The sequence below is a fragment of the Lysinibacillus sp. NPDC094177 genome (assembly GCF_050279145.1).
Classification (GTDB): Bacteria; Bacillota; Bacilli; order Bacillales_A; family Planococcaceae; genus Lysinibacillus.
On sequence record NZ_JBNNTW010000003.1, the window covers coordinates 319,951 to 335,241 of the forward strand.

Annotated in this window: 17 protein-coding genes and 1 pseudogene; 11 read left to right on the forward strand and 7 right to left on the reverse strand. The window is 34.3% G+C overall.

What is annotated here, in order from left to right; genetic code table 11:
- The first annotated feature begins 8 nt into the window (after positions 1-8).
- A complete protein-coding gene (gene msrA / locus ACQKNC_RS07675; protein ID WP_427424251.1) occupies positions 9-542 on the forward strand; it encodes a peptide-methionine (S)-S-oxide reductase MsrA in 534 nt (177 codons plus the stop codon).
- The gene (gene msrB, locus ACQKNC_RS07680) at positions 535-963 is read left to right on the forward strand and encodes a peptide-methionine (R)-S-oxide reductase MsrB (RefSeq protein WP_427424252.1); all 429 of its coding nucleotides are present in this window, start codon (positions 535-537) and stop codon (positions 961-963) included. Before msrA ends, msrB begins: the two co-directional genes overlap by 8 nt.
- Before the next feature lie 44 nt (positions 964-1,007).
- Here msrB and ACQKNC_RS07685 read toward each other — a convergent pair whose 3' ends face one another.
- From ACQKNC_RS07685 to ACQKNC_RS07695, 3 genes are all read right to left on the reverse strand, one after another.
- Entirely contained in the window at positions 1,008-1,238 is a 231-nt protein-coding gene (locus tag ACQKNC_RS07685) for a hypothetical protein (RefSeq protein WP_427424253.1), read from the reverse strand.
- 38 nt (positions 1,239-1,276) lie between these two features.
- Positions 1,277-2,023, reverse strand: coding sequence for a formylglycine-generating enzyme family protein (locus ACQKNC_RS07690; RefSeq protein WP_427424254.1), 747 nt, complete (start codon positions 2,021-2,023; stop codon positions 1,277-1,279).
- Positions 2,024-2,180: 157 nt separating this feature from the next.
- Positions 2,181-4,019 carry a methyl-accepting chemotaxis protein gene (locus ACQKNC_RS07695; RefSeq protein WP_427424255.1) on the reverse strand — a complete coding sequence of 613 codons (1,839 nt, stop codon included), beginning with the start codon at positions 4,017-4,019 and terminating at the stop codon, positions 2,181-2,183.
- A 258-nt stretch (positions 4,020-4,277) separates the two neighbouring features.
- Between ACQKNC_RS07695 and ACQKNC_RS07700 the strand changes: the two genes are divergently transcribed.
- The 5 genes from ACQKNC_RS07700 (at position 4,278) to ACQKNC_RS07720 (ending at position 8,872) form a co-directional block, all read left to right on the forward strand.
- Positions 4,278-4,496: a YozE family protein gene (locus tag ACQKNC_RS07700; RefSeq protein WP_427424256.1), complete on the forward strand. Its 219-nt coding sequence runs from the start codon at positions 4,278-4,280 to the stop codon at positions 4,494-4,496.
- 113 nt (positions 4,497-4,609) lie between these two features.
- On the forward strand, positions 4,610-5,317 hold the full coding sequence (gene deoD, locus ACQKNC_RS07705) for a purine-nucleoside phosphorylase (protein ID WP_427424257.1): 708 nt from the start codon (positions 4,610-4,612) through the stop codon (positions 5,315-5,317).
- Between the two features lie 996 nt (positions 5,318-6,313).
- Positions 6,314-7,201 carry a DMT family transporter gene (locus ACQKNC_RS07710; protein WP_427424258.1) on the forward strand — a complete coding sequence of 296 codons (888 nt, stop codon included), beginning with the start codon at positions 6,314-6,316 and terminating at the stop codon, positions 7,199-7,201.
- A gap of 238 nt (positions 7,202-7,439) precedes the next feature.
- The gene (locus ACQKNC_RS07715) at positions 7,440-7,745 is read left to right on the forward strand and encodes a hypothetical protein (protein ID WP_427424259.1); all 306 of its coding nucleotides are present in this window, start codon (positions 7,440-7,442) and stop codon (positions 7,743-7,745) included.
- A 473-nt stretch (positions 7,746-8,218) separates the two neighbouring features.
- On the forward strand, positions 8,219-8,872 hold the full coding sequence (locus tag ACQKNC_RS07720; protein ID WP_427424260.1) for a DUF2306 domain-containing protein: 654 nt from the start codon (positions 8,219-8,221) through the stop codon (positions 8,870-8,872).
- A gap of 135 nt (positions 8,873-9,007) precedes the next feature.
- On the opposite strand, the gene ACQKNC_RS07725 is transcribed toward ACQKNC_RS07720, so the two are convergent.
- Together ACQKNC_RS07725 and ACQKNC_RS07730 are read right to left on the reverse strand one after the other, a co-directional pair.
- Positions 9,008-9,472: a GNAT family N-acetyltransferase gene (locus ACQKNC_RS07725; RefSeq protein WP_427424261.1), complete on the reverse strand. Its 465-nt coding sequence runs from the start codon at positions 9,470-9,472 to the stop codon at positions 9,008-9,010.
- 42 nt (positions 9,473-9,514) lie between these two features.
- Positions 9,515-9,694: a hypothetical protein gene (locus tag ACQKNC_RS07730; protein ID WP_427424262.1), complete on the reverse strand. Its 180-nt coding sequence runs from the start codon at positions 9,692-9,694 to the stop codon at positions 9,515-9,517.
- Between the two features lie 592 nt (positions 9,695-10,286).
- Here ACQKNC_RS07730 and ACQKNC_RS07735 point away from each other — a divergent pair.
- Positions 10,287-10,520: a hypothetical protein gene (locus ACQKNC_RS07735; RefSeq protein WP_427424263.1), complete on the forward strand. Its 234-nt coding sequence runs from the start codon at positions 10,287-10,289 to the stop codon at positions 10,518-10,520.
- 572 nt (positions 10,521-11,092) lie between these two features.
- On the opposite strand, the gene ACQKNC_RS07740 is transcribed toward ACQKNC_RS07735, so the two are convergent.
- Complete coding sequence (locus tag ACQKNC_RS07740; RefSeq protein WP_427424264.1) at positions 11,093-11,242, reverse strand: YjcZ family sporulation protein; 150 nt, start codon at positions 11,240-11,242, stop codon at positions 11,093-11,095.
- Between the two features lie 322 nt (positions 11,243-11,564).
- On the opposite strand from ACQKNC_RS07740, the pseudogene ACQKNC_RS07745 reads away from it, so the two are divergent.
- Positions 11,565-11,837 (forward strand): annotated as a pseudogene (locus ACQKNC_RS07745) (SDR family oxidoreductase); the annotation flags it as partial.
- 706 nt (positions 11,838-12,543) lie between these two features.
- The gene (locus tag ACQKNC_RS07750) at positions 12,544-13,173 is read left to right on the forward strand and encodes a TetR/AcrR family transcriptional regulator (RefSeq protein WP_427424265.1); all 630 of its coding nucleotides are present in this window, start codon (positions 12,544-12,546) and stop codon (positions 13,171-13,173) included.
- A 128-nt stretch (positions 13,174-13,301) separates the two neighbouring features.
- Here ACQKNC_RS07750 and ACQKNC_RS07755 read toward each other — a convergent pair whose 3' ends face one another.
- Positions 13,302-14,075 (reverse strand): SDR family NAD(P)-dependent oxidoreductase, encoded by a 774-nt coding sequence (locus ACQKNC_RS07755; protein WP_427424266.1) that lies wholly within the window; start codon positions 14,073-14,075, stop codon positions 13,302-13,304.
- A gap of 428 nt (positions 14,076-14,503) precedes the next feature.
- Between ACQKNC_RS07755 and ACQKNC_RS07760 the strand changes: the two genes are divergently transcribed.
- Positions 14,504-15,280, forward strand: a complete 777-nt coding sequence (locus ACQKNC_RS07760) for an enoyl-CoA hydratase/isomerase family protein (protein WP_427424267.1) — start codon at positions 14,504-14,506, stop codon at positions 15,278-15,280.
- Positions 15,281-15,291: the final 11 nt, after the last annotated feature.

Sequence of the window (15,291 nt, forward strand, 5' to 3'; positions counted from 1 at the left end):
TGAGGTAAATGGCAAAGCAATATGCAACATTTGCAGGTGGGTGTTTTTGGTGTATGGTCAAGCCTTTTGACGAAACGCCTGGCATTGAATCAGTGATTTCCGGCTATACGGGTGGACATATTGTCAATCCAACATATGAACAAGTATGCTCTGAAACGACGGGGCATGTTGAAGCGGTTCAAATTACGTTTAATGATGAGCTATATTCTTACGAGCAATTACTCGCGACATTTTGGACATTAATTGATCCGACAGATGCTGGAGGACAATTTTATGATCGTGGAGAGTCCTACACAACCGCGATTTTTTATCACAATGATGAGCAACGTGATTTGGCTGAACGATCTAAGGCAGATTTACAGGCATCTGGTAAATTCGATAAGCCTATCGCAGTGAATATTTTACCAGCAAGTCCGTTTTACCCAGCTGAAGACTATCATCAATATTATTACAAGAAAAATCCAATGCACTACGAGCGCTATTCTACCGGATCTGGTCGCAAAGCGTTTCAGGAGAAACACTGGGGGCTGAAAAATGACTAAAGAACAACGTTTAAAAGAGTTAACAGAGATGCAATATTATGTGACACAGGAAAATGGAACAGAGCCACCGTTCCGTAATGAATATGATAAGCACTTTGAAGAGGGTATTTATGTAGATATCGTGTCAGCGAAGCCATTATTTAGCTCGCTAGATAAGTTCGATTCAGGTTGTGGCTGGCCAGCATTTGCAAAGCCGATTAAAAAGGAAGAAGTTACAGAGCATTTTGATGCTTCTCATGGGATGCGTCGCGTAGAAGTTCGAAGCTCAGACGCTGATTCTCATTTAGGACATGTCTTTCCTGATGGACCAAGTGAGCTTGGAGGCTTACGCTATTGTATTAACTCCGCAGCCCTCCGCTTTGTACCAAAAGAAGATTTAGAAAAAGAAGGCTATGCAGAATACCTTTCATTATTTAAATAACAAAAACTCCTAGCAGTGAATTAATCGTGCTAGGAGTTTTTTTATCAAAAGCGACGGATAGAATTATCGAAGCGACGGAAAGAGCCATCGAAACGACGGATAGAATCGACAAAGCGACGGAAAGAGTCCACAAAGCGACGGATGAACAGTCGAGCGACGGAAAGAAACGTCGAGGCGACAGAAAGAGCCATCGAAACGACGGATAGAATCGACAAAGCGGCGGAAAGACCAGCCGAAGCGACGGAAAGAACCATCGAAATGACGAATCGCCCCATAGAATCACTGGATAGAACGTCATAATTGTTTAGAAATATTAAATGATTGATCTTGCAATTCTAAATCCGATATCATCAATAAAGAAATCAGGCATACTCTTACGGCGACAAGTAGCTCCACATCCGCGTTCTTCTTCAGCCCAACTTCCTCCTCGAATTATGCGGTAATTTCCAAACAACTCTTCATCGTATAAGTCCCAGCACCACTCCCAAACATTACCTATCATGTCGTACAAGTCCCAATTATTAGGCATTTTTTCTCCAACATTGTGTACATGTTCGTTAGAATTATCTTTATACCAAGCAATTTCATCAATTTCACCATACCGATATCCTTTTGATTTTGCTTTACATGCATATTGCCATTCAGCATCTGTCGGTAATCGAAAACCATTTGAACTAGGATTGCATACAACTGATTTACTTTTCTTATCACAATCATAAAACTTGTCATATCCCAGAGCGTCAGACAAAGAATTACAAAAGTTTACTGCATCTATCCATGAAACATTAACAATTGGTTTTTGATTCGTTATTGTTGTTAAAAAATTCTTCCCCATAATCATCGCATAAAGTTTTTCTGTCACAGTATATTTGGCAAGATAAAATGGCTTTATCTCAACATTCCAAGTAACTTCCATTAAATTTTTTCTTATCCCCGGCATTCCAAATTTATAGTTTGAACTAATCCACTTTTGCTCATTACGAAAATCTCGTAGGCGAATTTCTCCTTCAGGAATATACACCATTAATTTTTTAAAATAATGATTTAAATTCGTTAACATTGTCCTCCCCAAATCTGAATCTTTTGTTTTTAGACACTATGATTTCTATTAATGAATTATTTTAAATGCTCATATTAAAAAACTTTGGGGCTAGATCATGTATCTGCTTCATTATTTATGAACATCTTTTAAACGATTTTATTATTTCTGAGACACTTTAAACTTTAAATTCACTGACAAGATTACGCAGACTATCAGCTTGTTGAGCAAGCTCTGTGGCAGAGGCATTAATTTCCTGCATGGATGCAGATCCTTGTGTCGCTGCAGCAGCGGAAGTGACTGTGTTGGCAGCTGATTGTTCAGCATAGGCATTCACATGTACAAAATCATTGGCTACAGCGTTGCTATAATCAAGTGTTAATGCAATTTTCTCAACCATAGTCACGATAATTGTTGTCGTTTCTTTAGTGTGCATTAAAATATTGTCTAAAGATTGGTTTGTTTCATTCGTTACTTCAACGCCACGAATAACTGACGATACACCCTCGTGGTTTTGAGAGATAATGGATGCTACTTCGTCTTGAATGGACGTTACAATGGATGTTACTTCTTTTGCGGCATTTTGAGATTGAACTGCTAGCTTTCGAACTTCATCAGCGACAACAGCAAAGCCTCGTCCGTGCTCACCCGCGCGTGCTGCCTCAATCGCAGCATTTAAGGCAAGTAAATTAGTTTGCTCTGAAATAGCAGTAATCGTGCCGATAATAGATGTTATGTCGGCAGATTTTCGCCCGAGTGCTTCAACTGTGGTAGTTGTGGAGGCCATCGTTTCTTCAATAGATTGCATCACTAAAGAAGATTGTTGAACGGAGCGACTGCCTACATCAGCTGCTTGCTGCATAGCCAATGATGCACGCTGAACTGCATTTGCTTGCTCATTTAACTGGTGCACAGAATGTTCAAGATCACTCATTTTTTGTTGGGCGCTTGTCATACTAGAAATCGTATTCTCGCTATCACTCGCGATATCAGCTGTAGCGTCTGCAATATTCTGTATTGTACGAGCATTTTCATCGGCTAATGACATTAGTTCTTGGCTACTACTAGAAACGTGGTCTGCCAGCCCACTGACACGTTTAATCAAATTAGATATAGATTCAATAAGTGTATTGGTTGAAGCGGCAATAGTAGAGAATTCATCATGATTACGAACTTTAACACGTCGTGTCAAGTCTCCACCAGCCTGTGCAATATCGAGAATGGAACGGTTAATAGACTGTGTATTGTTTTTTAATGATTTAAATAACATATAACCAAAAATAATAATGGCAATAAAACCGAATAGTGAAATGAAGAAGAAAGTAGTAATAGATAATGTAACTTGCTTGTTAAGCTTATCTAATTTTGCTTTATTAGCATCATCCATAACCGAATTAATGGACTCGATATTTTTATCAATATATAGCTTCATTGTTTCTCCAGTACCGCCCATCACGAGTTTGCGAGCTTGTTCAAGACCAAGTTCGTCACGCATTGTCATGACCTTTTTAGAATATTCAAGGTAATTTTTATAATATTGGTCGATCGCCTGTATATGACTTAACTCTAGTTCTCTTTCTGAAAATTGCTTTACTAATGTTTTTATTTTTTTATCGATGGAATCGATTTTCATATTATAGGAAGTAGAAAAGTTCCCATTCCCAGTAATTAAATATGCTTGTTCTAAATTGGTGAGCCTCGCAATTTCATATGCAAGTTGGTTGACAGTTAATTGTTCCAGGACGTTTTTTTCAGTAAAATCCTTCATTTGCCTTTGCAGATTCTGAATATTGATATACGATAATATCCCCATTGTGCCATTTATAACAATAATGAGAGAAAATATAATAAGTACTTTGCCTCGAATTAAATGGTAAAAACGTTGTCGTTTATCTTTAGTAGGAGGGAGATTGTGCCTAATGTCCTCTAAATCATTTGCTTTCTTTTTTGAAAAGTTATTTTTAAAGAGAGACGGGCGTTTTTGTACGGAGTTCCTGGATTTATGAGAGTTTTTCATCGCCATCACCTTCCTATTTTTGAATGCTGTTTAAAATTTTACCTTATTTTCCTAGGCATTTCTATCGTTTTTTCAAAAAATTTTCATTTTTCAGATTAATAATGCATATTATTTTTCTGTGACGAAAGTCCAAAGTTCTCAAGAAAAAAGTTCGAGTTGTGTTAGTAGGATAAAATACTTAATCGATATTTTTGTGACTAAGACGGCATTTTTTGATAAACTAGCGGAAAGCAGATGAGTAAAGAGAGGATTTCTAGAATGAAAAAGAGCTTTTATTTGTATGTACTGACATTCAGAGGTGGGGATTGGTCAGATCCAAAGGTGCGATTTGCGGAAGAAATGTTTCATGAGCATAATTTTCCGAAACAGAGCACAGAATTTGAAGAGCTTTCTTCATATATTGAATCATTCGCCACTGACAACTTAACAACAGGGGTATTTGATGAGTTGTGGGCATTATACGTAGATCAGGCATGATATAAGTTAAAATAATATAATTTATTTCAAGTTGCTAGACGTCTAGCATTGCGTAAATAGCAGAAACACAGTATTATTTATAGTGATAACTGACAGAAAAGAGGGATTGCAGTATGAGTATTCATATTAATGCAAAAAAAGGCGAAATCGCTGATACAATTTTACTTCCAGGAGATCCATTACGTGCAAAGTACATTGCTGAAACATTTTTAGAAGATGTTACTTGCTATAATGAAGTACGTAATATGTTTGGTTATACAGGTACGTATAAAGGTAAACGTATTTCTGTACAAGGTACTGGTATGGGCGTACCTTCAATTTCGATTTACGCTACAGAATTAATGCAAGAATATGATGTTCAAAAATTAATCCGCGTAGGTACTTGTGGTGCAATTCAAAAAGATGTAAAAGTTCGTGACGTTATTTTAGCGCAAGGAGCAACTTCTGATACACGTATGAACCAAATCATTTGGGGCGGCAATATCGATTTCGCACCGATCTCTGACTTTGATTTACTATTAAAAGCATACAATGCAGGTAAAGATGCAGGTTTAAACCTACAAGTAGGTAATATCTTCACAGCAGATATGTTCTATTCTGATGAGCATCAAAACGAAAAATTAGCTCAATACGGCGTACTTGCTGTAGAAATGGAATCTGCAGCACTTTACACATTAGCAGCAAAACATGGCCGTAAAGCACTTTCTATCTTAACAGTAAGTGACCACATTCTAACTGGTGAAGTAACAACTGCAGAAGAACGCCAAACTACATTTAACGATATGATCGTTGTTGCATTAGAAGCGGCAATTCAAGAATAGTTGATTTATCAACGTTTTATAGGTAATTAAATAATAAAGAATCTAGGCAACCGACCAAAAATCGACCATTTTTAAAAAATGGAGTTGAAGTAGTCGGTTGCTTTTTTATTGTTAAGTGACTATAGGTTTTATCTAAGAAATTGATCCTCGTCATATAAGATAGTACTATCAAAAAGCGAACTGAAATGCGCGAGAAATTAATTGCCCTTACATACACAAAGCACGTTGATTTGTTGTTGACAAGTTTTATTGACTGCCTGTTCGGTAGTCTTTTTTTGTTTTAGTCTTCTGATAATTTCATATAATACCATTGTGGATGGAGGTGAGGTAGATAGAAACAAAAGCACATATTAATTTTATTGATTTAGTAAAAAACACAATCAGTAATAACGGACAATCACTCGCAATACGTCTTGAAGAAAAGCACAAAGGATTTGAATACGGTTGGAAGATGGATGGAAACGAAGTTGTGTTTTGGGTTAGTCCAACTTTGAGACTTAGTGATTACACAGGAAACATATTGAATGAATTTAGTTTCATTATAGGTTTTGATGAAGAAAAGAATAAGTTTATTGTATCGGGTAAAAGTGTTAAGTCTAAAAATTTAATATAAATAATTGAGTCACATCTAACTAGGTGTGACTTTTCACTATGCTTCTTATTTTCGATAATAACATATGATTCCAAAAGCGTTATGGAGCAAATTGTGGCGATTGCTCGTAAATGAAAGACTGATAAAAAAATTGGCGTAAGATTTATTGGACCTTCATTCATATCATTCCAAAAGTTATTCGCTGAAAATGGTCGTTCCCATGGCTGTGTGTAATCTAAAAAAGTAGGTGCGGGTTAGGGAAAAACATTTTTACAAACTTTGTATGCGATGATAATATATATTAGGCGATGATTTCTAGAGTAGAGAATTCCTTCCTGGAATTGCTAATTATTCTCTTTAGAAATTTCGTTAATTAAAGAACGATAGAAGGTATATTGAATATAGTGACTAATCTAATGTATTTATTTTGTTTAATAGTATGGGGGCTTAATTTTATTGCGGTGAAAATTCAAGGAACGCCTGTAAGCTTAGAATTATCCTTGACTTATCGACTAGTTATTACAGCATTTTTATTTATTGTCCTAGTATTGTTTCTAAAGCCAAAAGGGAAACCTACAAGGAAAGATATACCCTTTATCATTGTGTTTGGTGTATGTAACTTTGCATTAAGCTATTTATGCCTATATTACGCAACAATATTAAGCTCGGCAGCAATCGTAACATTAATCTTTTCATTAAAAGTGATATTGACGCCGCTAGCTCTTCGTATTTTCTTAAAAGAGCAACTACATCCTCGTGTTTTATTTGGAGGACTCCTAGGAGTTTTTGGCGTTTGTGTTCTTATTTATCCTTCTTTAAGTAGTTTTTCTAGCTTATCTGTTATAAAAGGCATTATGATTGCTCTTTTAGGTACAGTACTAACAGCAATTGGTGATGTAAGTTCTGCAAGGAACGCCAGAGTAAAAATTGACCCAATCTATGCAAATGCTATTGGCTTTACTGTAGGAAGTATTTTAATGTCAATAATTGTATTGTTACAGGGACAAAAGATCATTATTCCTACATCAATAACATACATAGCTGCTTTATTGTACTTAACATTGATAGCATCTTTCCTAGCATGGCTATTTTATCTAAAGCTTGTTGAAAGAATAGGTGCTGCAAAAAGTGGGTACATGGTAGCTTTATTTCCGGTAATTGGAGGTATTGCCTCTGTTCTAATTGGTGAATCATCTCTTTCAATATATTTGATAATAGGATGTCTATCAAGCTGTATCGGTGCAGCTATAGCTTTAGGATTTAAAATTCCCATTAGAATCAAACAAACATGAATATAATGAAATATGATTACAGTTGGCCACTCACTTCAAAATGGGTGGTTTTTTGTATTTGTTATTTCGTTATCTGTGAGGACAAAGCTCGGTATGTCATGCAGTAGCGAGAGCCGAAAATAAACAATACACAGACTTTTTCTAGGGAAATATGGAGTTTGAAAAGTAAATGGAAATACTTACCTAAATGAAGTATTATTAATCTAAAGACATTTGTAAGATTTAGGGAGATAATATTTTGAAAAAGGTATTTAGTTTGCTATTTATAGTTCTTATATGCTTTTGTTTATTGCATACGTGTAAAAGTGAAGTTAAAGCAACTTTTGTAGGGGTAATTGAAGAGATGATAAATGATCGGGCAGCTTATGTTTATGTAACTAAAGCTGAAAATGATGCGGTTTACGGAATTATTTATGTAAATTTAGCAAAGAATCCCAATGAGAAATTTAAGGTTGGTGATAAAGTAAAAGTCGGTTATGATGGAACGGTAGAACCTACAGCACCTTTGTGGGTTACTACACTTACTGTTGAATTAGTAGAGTAATGTAATAGTACAAGGTACAAGGTGCGTTACTGCTTTGCTGATATCTAAAGTTTTGATGTTTGTAGAATTAATTGACCTATTAGGAGACTGAACAAATCAGAGCCTAATAGGTTTTTTATTTACATCAATATCGAATAAGGAAATGTACATCGGTTCATGAGTATTTCATTTTTCATCTTTTAATAAAGTGTTGAACCAGAGATGTAGATATCTCAAATATCTCAATTGCTTCTTCTGGACAAATTTCATTTTTAAAAAATAACCTCTTACGCACGTCTTTTCACCACTTGTTGGGTAAAAAAGGGATGCAATGAAATTTAATGTTACAGTATGAACAGGAAATAAGTGGTTTATGAAATAAGAAATAATAAAACCAAAATAAGAACAAATCAAACTGCATATATGTGTAGAGGTAGTGAGGGGATTCATCTAATAAATAAATTAAGAAATAAAAATTTTAGGAGGTTAGAATGATGCATAAAAAAACTTGGCTTATATTTAGTTGTTTAGCTATTTTAATATCTGGTTATTCCATTATTCAATATTTTTTTATGGATGCACATCAAGCGGGGTTTGTTAAATTAAAGCTTATGTTAAACTCAACTTTGAGTTCGTTTTGGTACATAATGCTTTATTTGCATATCATATTTGGAATAGTAGCTTTAGTAATCGGTCCCTTTACATTATTTTCTAAGTTTAGAGAAAAAAATATAAATCGTCATCGAATTATGGGGAAAATTTATATGATAGGTATTTTATTGGGAAGTGTTTCAGGTCTTTATTTAGCATTTTACGCTACTGGAGGATTGGTGTCTCAGTTGGGGTTTGGTTTCTTATCTTTATTTTGGCTGATAACAGCAAGCCAAGCTCTCGCTAAAATTAAACATAAGAATATTCAGGCTCATCAAAAGTGGATGATAAGAAATTATTCTTTAACCTTCGCAGCTGTAACATTAAGAATTTGGCTAGTGTTGTTTACTGTCCTATTTGGATTTGAACATTTTAATCTTAGTTACACTATAATTGCTTGGTTATGTTGGGTACCCAATTTAATCGTTGTAGAATGGTTTATACAGCGAAAACTTAATAGAGTGAAGCACCAGGACAATGCGGATTTACAATTTTAAATAACAAACAAACAAAAATGACTACTCTGTGATAAGTAGTCATTTTTGTTTGTTATTTGCTCTCACATCCAAAACTGAATTCAGACAGTCATTTTAATATTAAATAGGTATTTACAATTTTTGTATAATAGAACATTACCTTATCTTTTTTGTATAATCAATTAATATAAGCTTTTCGTTTATTTGATGTTGACCGATTTTCTTATAGCCGATTTTTTCGTAAAAGTGATGATTTCTAATGTTTAAATGTGGTGTATCTAAAACCCATTCAACTGCTGAAGGAAATTCTTCTTCTACCAATTTCATGATCTCGCTACCAAATCCTTTGTTTTGGTATTTTTTTGATAGGAATATCCTGTTTAATCGATATTTGTTATCTTTTAAATTACGCACATCTATACCCCCAATAATCTCATTATTGTGCCATATGGTATAGTGTATAAAGAGTTCAATTTTTCGAAGTAATCGTTCAATCGGTTCATTTACTGGACTTGTATTGTGGTCTTCATACATTCTTAAATCATCTTCAAATGCTTCTTTCTGAATTTCTAAAAGAATAGGAGCTTCAATTTCATTGGTTCTTTTGATCACTATATTCATAAAAATCCCCCCTTTACGAAATCAAATACATAATTACAGAGCCTATTTTTTAAAAATTGTTGTATTTTCTATACGAATTGAGTCAACTTCACCACAGTCTAAGCAAAATGTATAGATCTTGTTTGCTCCTTTAAATGAACCTTTACTTGGTTTAATGGGTATATAGTCTGTAGCTTCCGTAAATTGGGTACTTCCACATCTTGTACATTTTTTATTAATCATTTATTTCGCTCCTAATAATATTGCTTTATAGTAATTACTTCTATCTAAAGTGGAATTATAGCACAAATAAGGTGCTATTTGGGAATTTTTAAGAGGAACTCTGTAAATGGGATTGCTTGTTACTCAAAACGGCAAGAGAGGTAATACTTATACGAGAGTATTCACTGTGAAATTTTGTATGAATGGAGCGTTATTGGATAGTCATTTAAACAACTTATTTTGACTCTAAAATTTAAGGGATTCGTATGTCGTCTAAAGCAAGCTGTAACTTTTTTCTATTAATCCTACAAATCCATTACAATATGCTTTAACTTTTATTGCAGTAAGGGAAATTTTTTCTCCTTTATAGTCAATGAAATTTGTCTGATGCTCCAATTTCAATCCTTTGTGTTTTATAACAAACTTAAAAAATGAAATAAACCTGCTCAATTTATACGTGTTAGATTGAACATAGAAAAAATAGTTGGTAAGGTGATTGTTCTTTTGTTTGTAGGGGTGAAGAGGAGGCGATTTGGCTAGTAGATAGGCATTTGCGTAGACTGTTAATCCTTTAATAGCATAATCTATATCGAAATCGAAAGGAGGAAAAAATATGCAATACGATTACGGGCATGGTTATGGAGGACAACAAGGGGGAAGACATCCATATTACCCAGTTTCTCCAACGCATTATAATCCGACACAGCATTATCCAACCCATCATTACTACCCAATGCATTACTATCCAACACATACATCATATCCAACACATCCATCACATCATCACCACCCGCACCACCATCACCACCACCATCAACAACACTATCCGAATCCACGCTATTACTAAGATAAAAAATGCACGTACTATGAAAAAAGAAACGACAAAATCTTTTTAAGAGTCTGTCGTTCGCTTTCATTTAAATAACCATTTTATACTAGGTACAAATGGAGTGCTTTAGTGGCACTAACCTTATAAAAGTGTAAAAGGTGATTAATAAATTTTCAATATCCATATATGACTTTGTTCATAAAGTTTTAAATAGAGAAAGAGTTATTGGAGGAAAGTTGTCCTGAACTAATAAAATAGAGGTGTAAGGATAACTTATTATTACCATATACTAAAAGAAAGCTAGTGCCGACAATAATGATGGATAAAAACTATCAAATGCAAAGAGAGAACAACTGTTGATACTAGTTAATTGTATTTGATTTTCAGTTGGGAAATTAAGGGAGGACCGGATCACTGAGTAAAGTCATATTCTAAAGAGCAGGGCAATATCTCTTTCCTTGACTCAAATAGATTCAGGAAATTAGAAAAGGTCACTCTGTGAAAGTGACCTTGAATGATGTTGTGTAAGGTTAAAAAACTTTAACTATTTCTTATTTTCTAATAGCTCAAAAGAATTTTTCTTTTAAAGATTAATACATGAAAGTAGCGCCGACAATAATTAAAAGAATGAACAGAACAACAATTAAAACAAATGCTGAACCGTTATTGCCACCTCCATAGCTATAACCTCCGTAGCAACAGCTGTTGTTGAAATTGCCGACATTTCCGAACCATCCCATGTTGTATTCCTCCTTTCTACAACTATAATATGTATTGTTAGAGAAAGCGGAGAGGTATTTATCCAACAAAAAGTCCTAAGAAATAGAAATTTGAAAAATAATTATGACTTAATGTACTTTGAGAAATAAAAAAGGGCCACCGTATGGAAGTGACCCATCAGTAACAATTCAAGGCGGTGTAAGCTAAAAATTAGCTTAATATATTATTATGACGAGATAGCTACTTTTGTTTAGTGGAATGCCTTAGTAAAGATTTAAAAATATAAAGGTAAAAAAATCCAACATGCAAATAATGACTTCAACATTAAGGACCAAGATAGCTTTAGCGTTAGAATGTGCTCCAAAGGGTATTCGTGTCAATAACATCGGACCTGGAGCGATCAATACACCCCTAAATGCAGAAAAATTTGCAAATCCAGCAAAACGTGCAGATGTGGAAAGCATGGTTCCGATGGGGTATATCGGAAAATCAGAGGAAATTGCCGCAGTCGCAGTATGGCTTGCTTCATCGCAGGCTAGTTAAGTAACCGGGATTACTCTATTTGCCTATGGTGGAATGACTTTATATCCTGAATTCCAAGCTGATCGTGGGTAAGTAAAGGTGTGTTAAAAAGGTATCAAGAGATTCTTGATGCCTTTTGTATGTCAAAGGAAATTTATATTTTGTTGAAACTGAGTATTCGATTTTTTGAACTTAAAATTAACTATTTATCATCGTAATGTAAAAGGTTTACTAAAGAAGATAGAGTGTAAGGGGTCTTCGTAACGTTAATGACAAGGACCAATATATTGGTTGATCTAGCTATACAAGAGCTGAATTTGCTTTTCATTAACGATTCCATCAAATACTAGACCCAATTGATAATATATGGTATCATCTAAATTTACCACGAACTTACAATTTTGATATTTACTCTCGGTTTCCATAGTCATTTAAAGATTATATAAAAGAAAAACAGGCAAGTAATTATTTAATCAAGCTTTTCCAGTTTGTATTTTTTTCGATTAAAATCTAATCTTGTGGTAGTATATGTGTATAGTTCCAAAACGCCTTACTTATTTGATTGGTTATGATATAAATTGTAGTCGTTTTAGTAATTTATTTTTGTCTTCCATTCTGATTATAAGATTATTTGCACTATGTAATAAATTTTTAGGTTATTTTTAGTAATCGTGAAAAATCATTCACTATTAATATTTATATAAAATTGTAATAAAGGTACAGGTACATAGATTGTAGTACAAAATTCATGATATTTTTATTGACTATTTTGTTTGCTAAATGAAAGTTGGTTGTTAATATGTCGAATGAAAATAAAGAAAAACATGTTCCAAAAGGTCAAACAGAAACAACAGTACAGCGTCTACTTTCCGTTGCAGAGGAATTGTTTTCAAAAAAAGGATTTGCAGATACATCAATTAGGGAAATTGGAGAAGGCGTGGGTGTAGCAAACTCTACGATTCTATATTATTTTTCTACAAAAGAAAAAATATATATTGAAGTATTGAAACGAATAGAAAGTAGCTTGAAATCAATTATTATTGATTTAAGTGATCCAAAAGAAAGCGAACTGAATCAAATAATGGGAATGCTGGAACGTTTTATTGACTGGTCATGGGAATTTCCCCAATATAACCGAATTATGGTTCGTGAAATAATGGAGAATAGTGATCGCCTCAAAAACAGCAAAGACATGTATTTAATCGAATTTATTAATGAAGCGAAAAGACCTTTAGAAATATTGAAGGAAAAGGGAAAAATAGACTCAATCGACCCAATGTTGTTTTTAATTCAAACTATTGGTGCAATATCTTACATGTCGATTGCTTTGCCAACAGTCGGAATAATTACTGGTAACTTAGATAATAATTTACTTATGGAAAAAAATAAACAAACCATACTAAGTACAGTTTACGAAACTTTGAAATAGAGCTAGTCTATTTAGTACGCTGTGTTTTTCATGAGAGCAGTTGAATTTGGCAAATATCCAGATTCAACTGCTCTTTTTACTGTGAAGAAATAGCTACACTTTTATATGTGAATTATTTTTTGTCTATGTTAACCTGCTGTCATACCCCCATCAATTGTATAGGCACTTCCTGTGATATAGGATGCATTGTCAGAAGCTAAAAATACAACTAATTGTGCAATTTCATCTGGACTTGAGTATCGTTTTAGTGGTACAGATCTAGCGAAAATGTTTTTTTGCTCTTCTCTTGTTTTGCCCGGTGCTATCCATTCTTCAAGTTCGCGCACCATTTCAGTATCAACAGGTGCAGGACAAACTGCATTTACCCTTACGCCATTCCTAGCGTTTTCCAAAGCTGCTGTTTTAGTTAAACCAATAACAGCATGTTTGGAAGCAGTATAAACTGATAAGCCTGGAGTGCCTACTAATCCAGCAACTGAGGCTGTATTAATAATTGAACCTGATTTTTGCCCAATCATCACCTTTAGAATATGTTTCATTCCGTAAAAGATACCTTTTACGTTAACATTTAAAACATGATCTAAGTCATGTGCGTCTTGTTCTGTTAACAAACCTGTTTTTCCACCTATTCCAGCATTATTAAAGAATACATCGATTTTCCCAAACTTCTTCATTCCTTTTTCTACATAATTTTGTACCTGCTCTTCCTTAGAAACATCAGTAGGAAGAATTAAATAATCCTCTTCAGCAATATCCAAACTTGATACCACGTCTTCCAGTCCTTGACTATTTAGATCGACAAGAACTAATTTAGCACCTTTTTCAGCAAAAAGCCTTGTGGTCGCCTTACCTATCCCTCCTGCAGCACCAGTAATTACAACAACCTTTTCCTTAAAATCCATGACTATCCCTCCCTAAAAAAATGAATTGTTTGAATATTTCTCATATTGTATCGAACATAAATTCAAAATTATTATTTGTCAAGATAAATTTTACTGATACAGGAGATGCCTCTCATTTCTTAAATGGCAGGTTGAAAGCGAAATGACATCTGAATCTAGGAGAATCTGGAATGCTTTAGGATTCCGTTAAGACCTAGGAGCCAAATATCCAAGGTATAAGTTATGGATAATTATTCTATTTAGTTATTTGACAATTCTGAAAACCAGTGTTATCTTTTATCTACCGAACGTTCAGTATAGAGAGTGGGGGACAAAAGAACATAAATGATTATGGAATAAAAAAGGGGTAATCAATAAATTTCGAAATTGACCGACAAATTGAAGAAAAAAAGTTTGACTAAATTGTAGTGGCGGAGGTGGTAGCTAGAATGTGTAGTAATGTTTTATATAAAGAGCATGGAAAGATAGCAATTATTACGCTGAATCGACCTGAAAAAATGAACTCGATAAGCGAGGATGTTATAAGGGAATTAAATCAGATTATTGAAAAGATTAATGACGAGGCGAAAATAATTGCTGTGATTATTACGGGAAATGGAAAAGCATTTATGGCAGGAGCGGATTTAGCTCAAGTAGTTAAAAGTTCCCCAGAACAAAATAGAAAATATAATCGTGTGCTTATCGAAACATTCAACAAGATAGAAAACTCACCAATCCCATTTATTGCTGCGATAAATGGTTTCGCTCTAGGTGGTGGGTTAGAGTTAGCACTAGCGTGTACTATTCGGATTGCATCGGAAAATGCAGTAATAGGTTTACCTGAGGTGAAGCTTGGAATCATGCCCGGGGCGGGTGGTGTTCAGCGATTAGTAAGAACCACATCTAGAGGACAAGCAATGAAATTACTTTTAACGGGCCAGAGTATTAATGCGAGTGAAGCATATAAACTACTGATTATTGATGAAGTAGTGCCACTAGAAAAATTGATGGAACATTCGATTAATCTTGCGGAAAAAATTTCTGAAAATGCCCCACTTGCAGTGAAGGCTATTAAAGAGGCAGTGACAATAGGAGCAGATCTACCTTTAAATCATGCCATTCATTATACAGAAGAAAGTCTTGAAAAATTAACTCGTTCTAGTGATTGTAAAGAGGGCATTACAGCGTTTTTAGAGCAAAGAAAGCCTGATTTTGTAGGTAAATAATAAAACTCTGT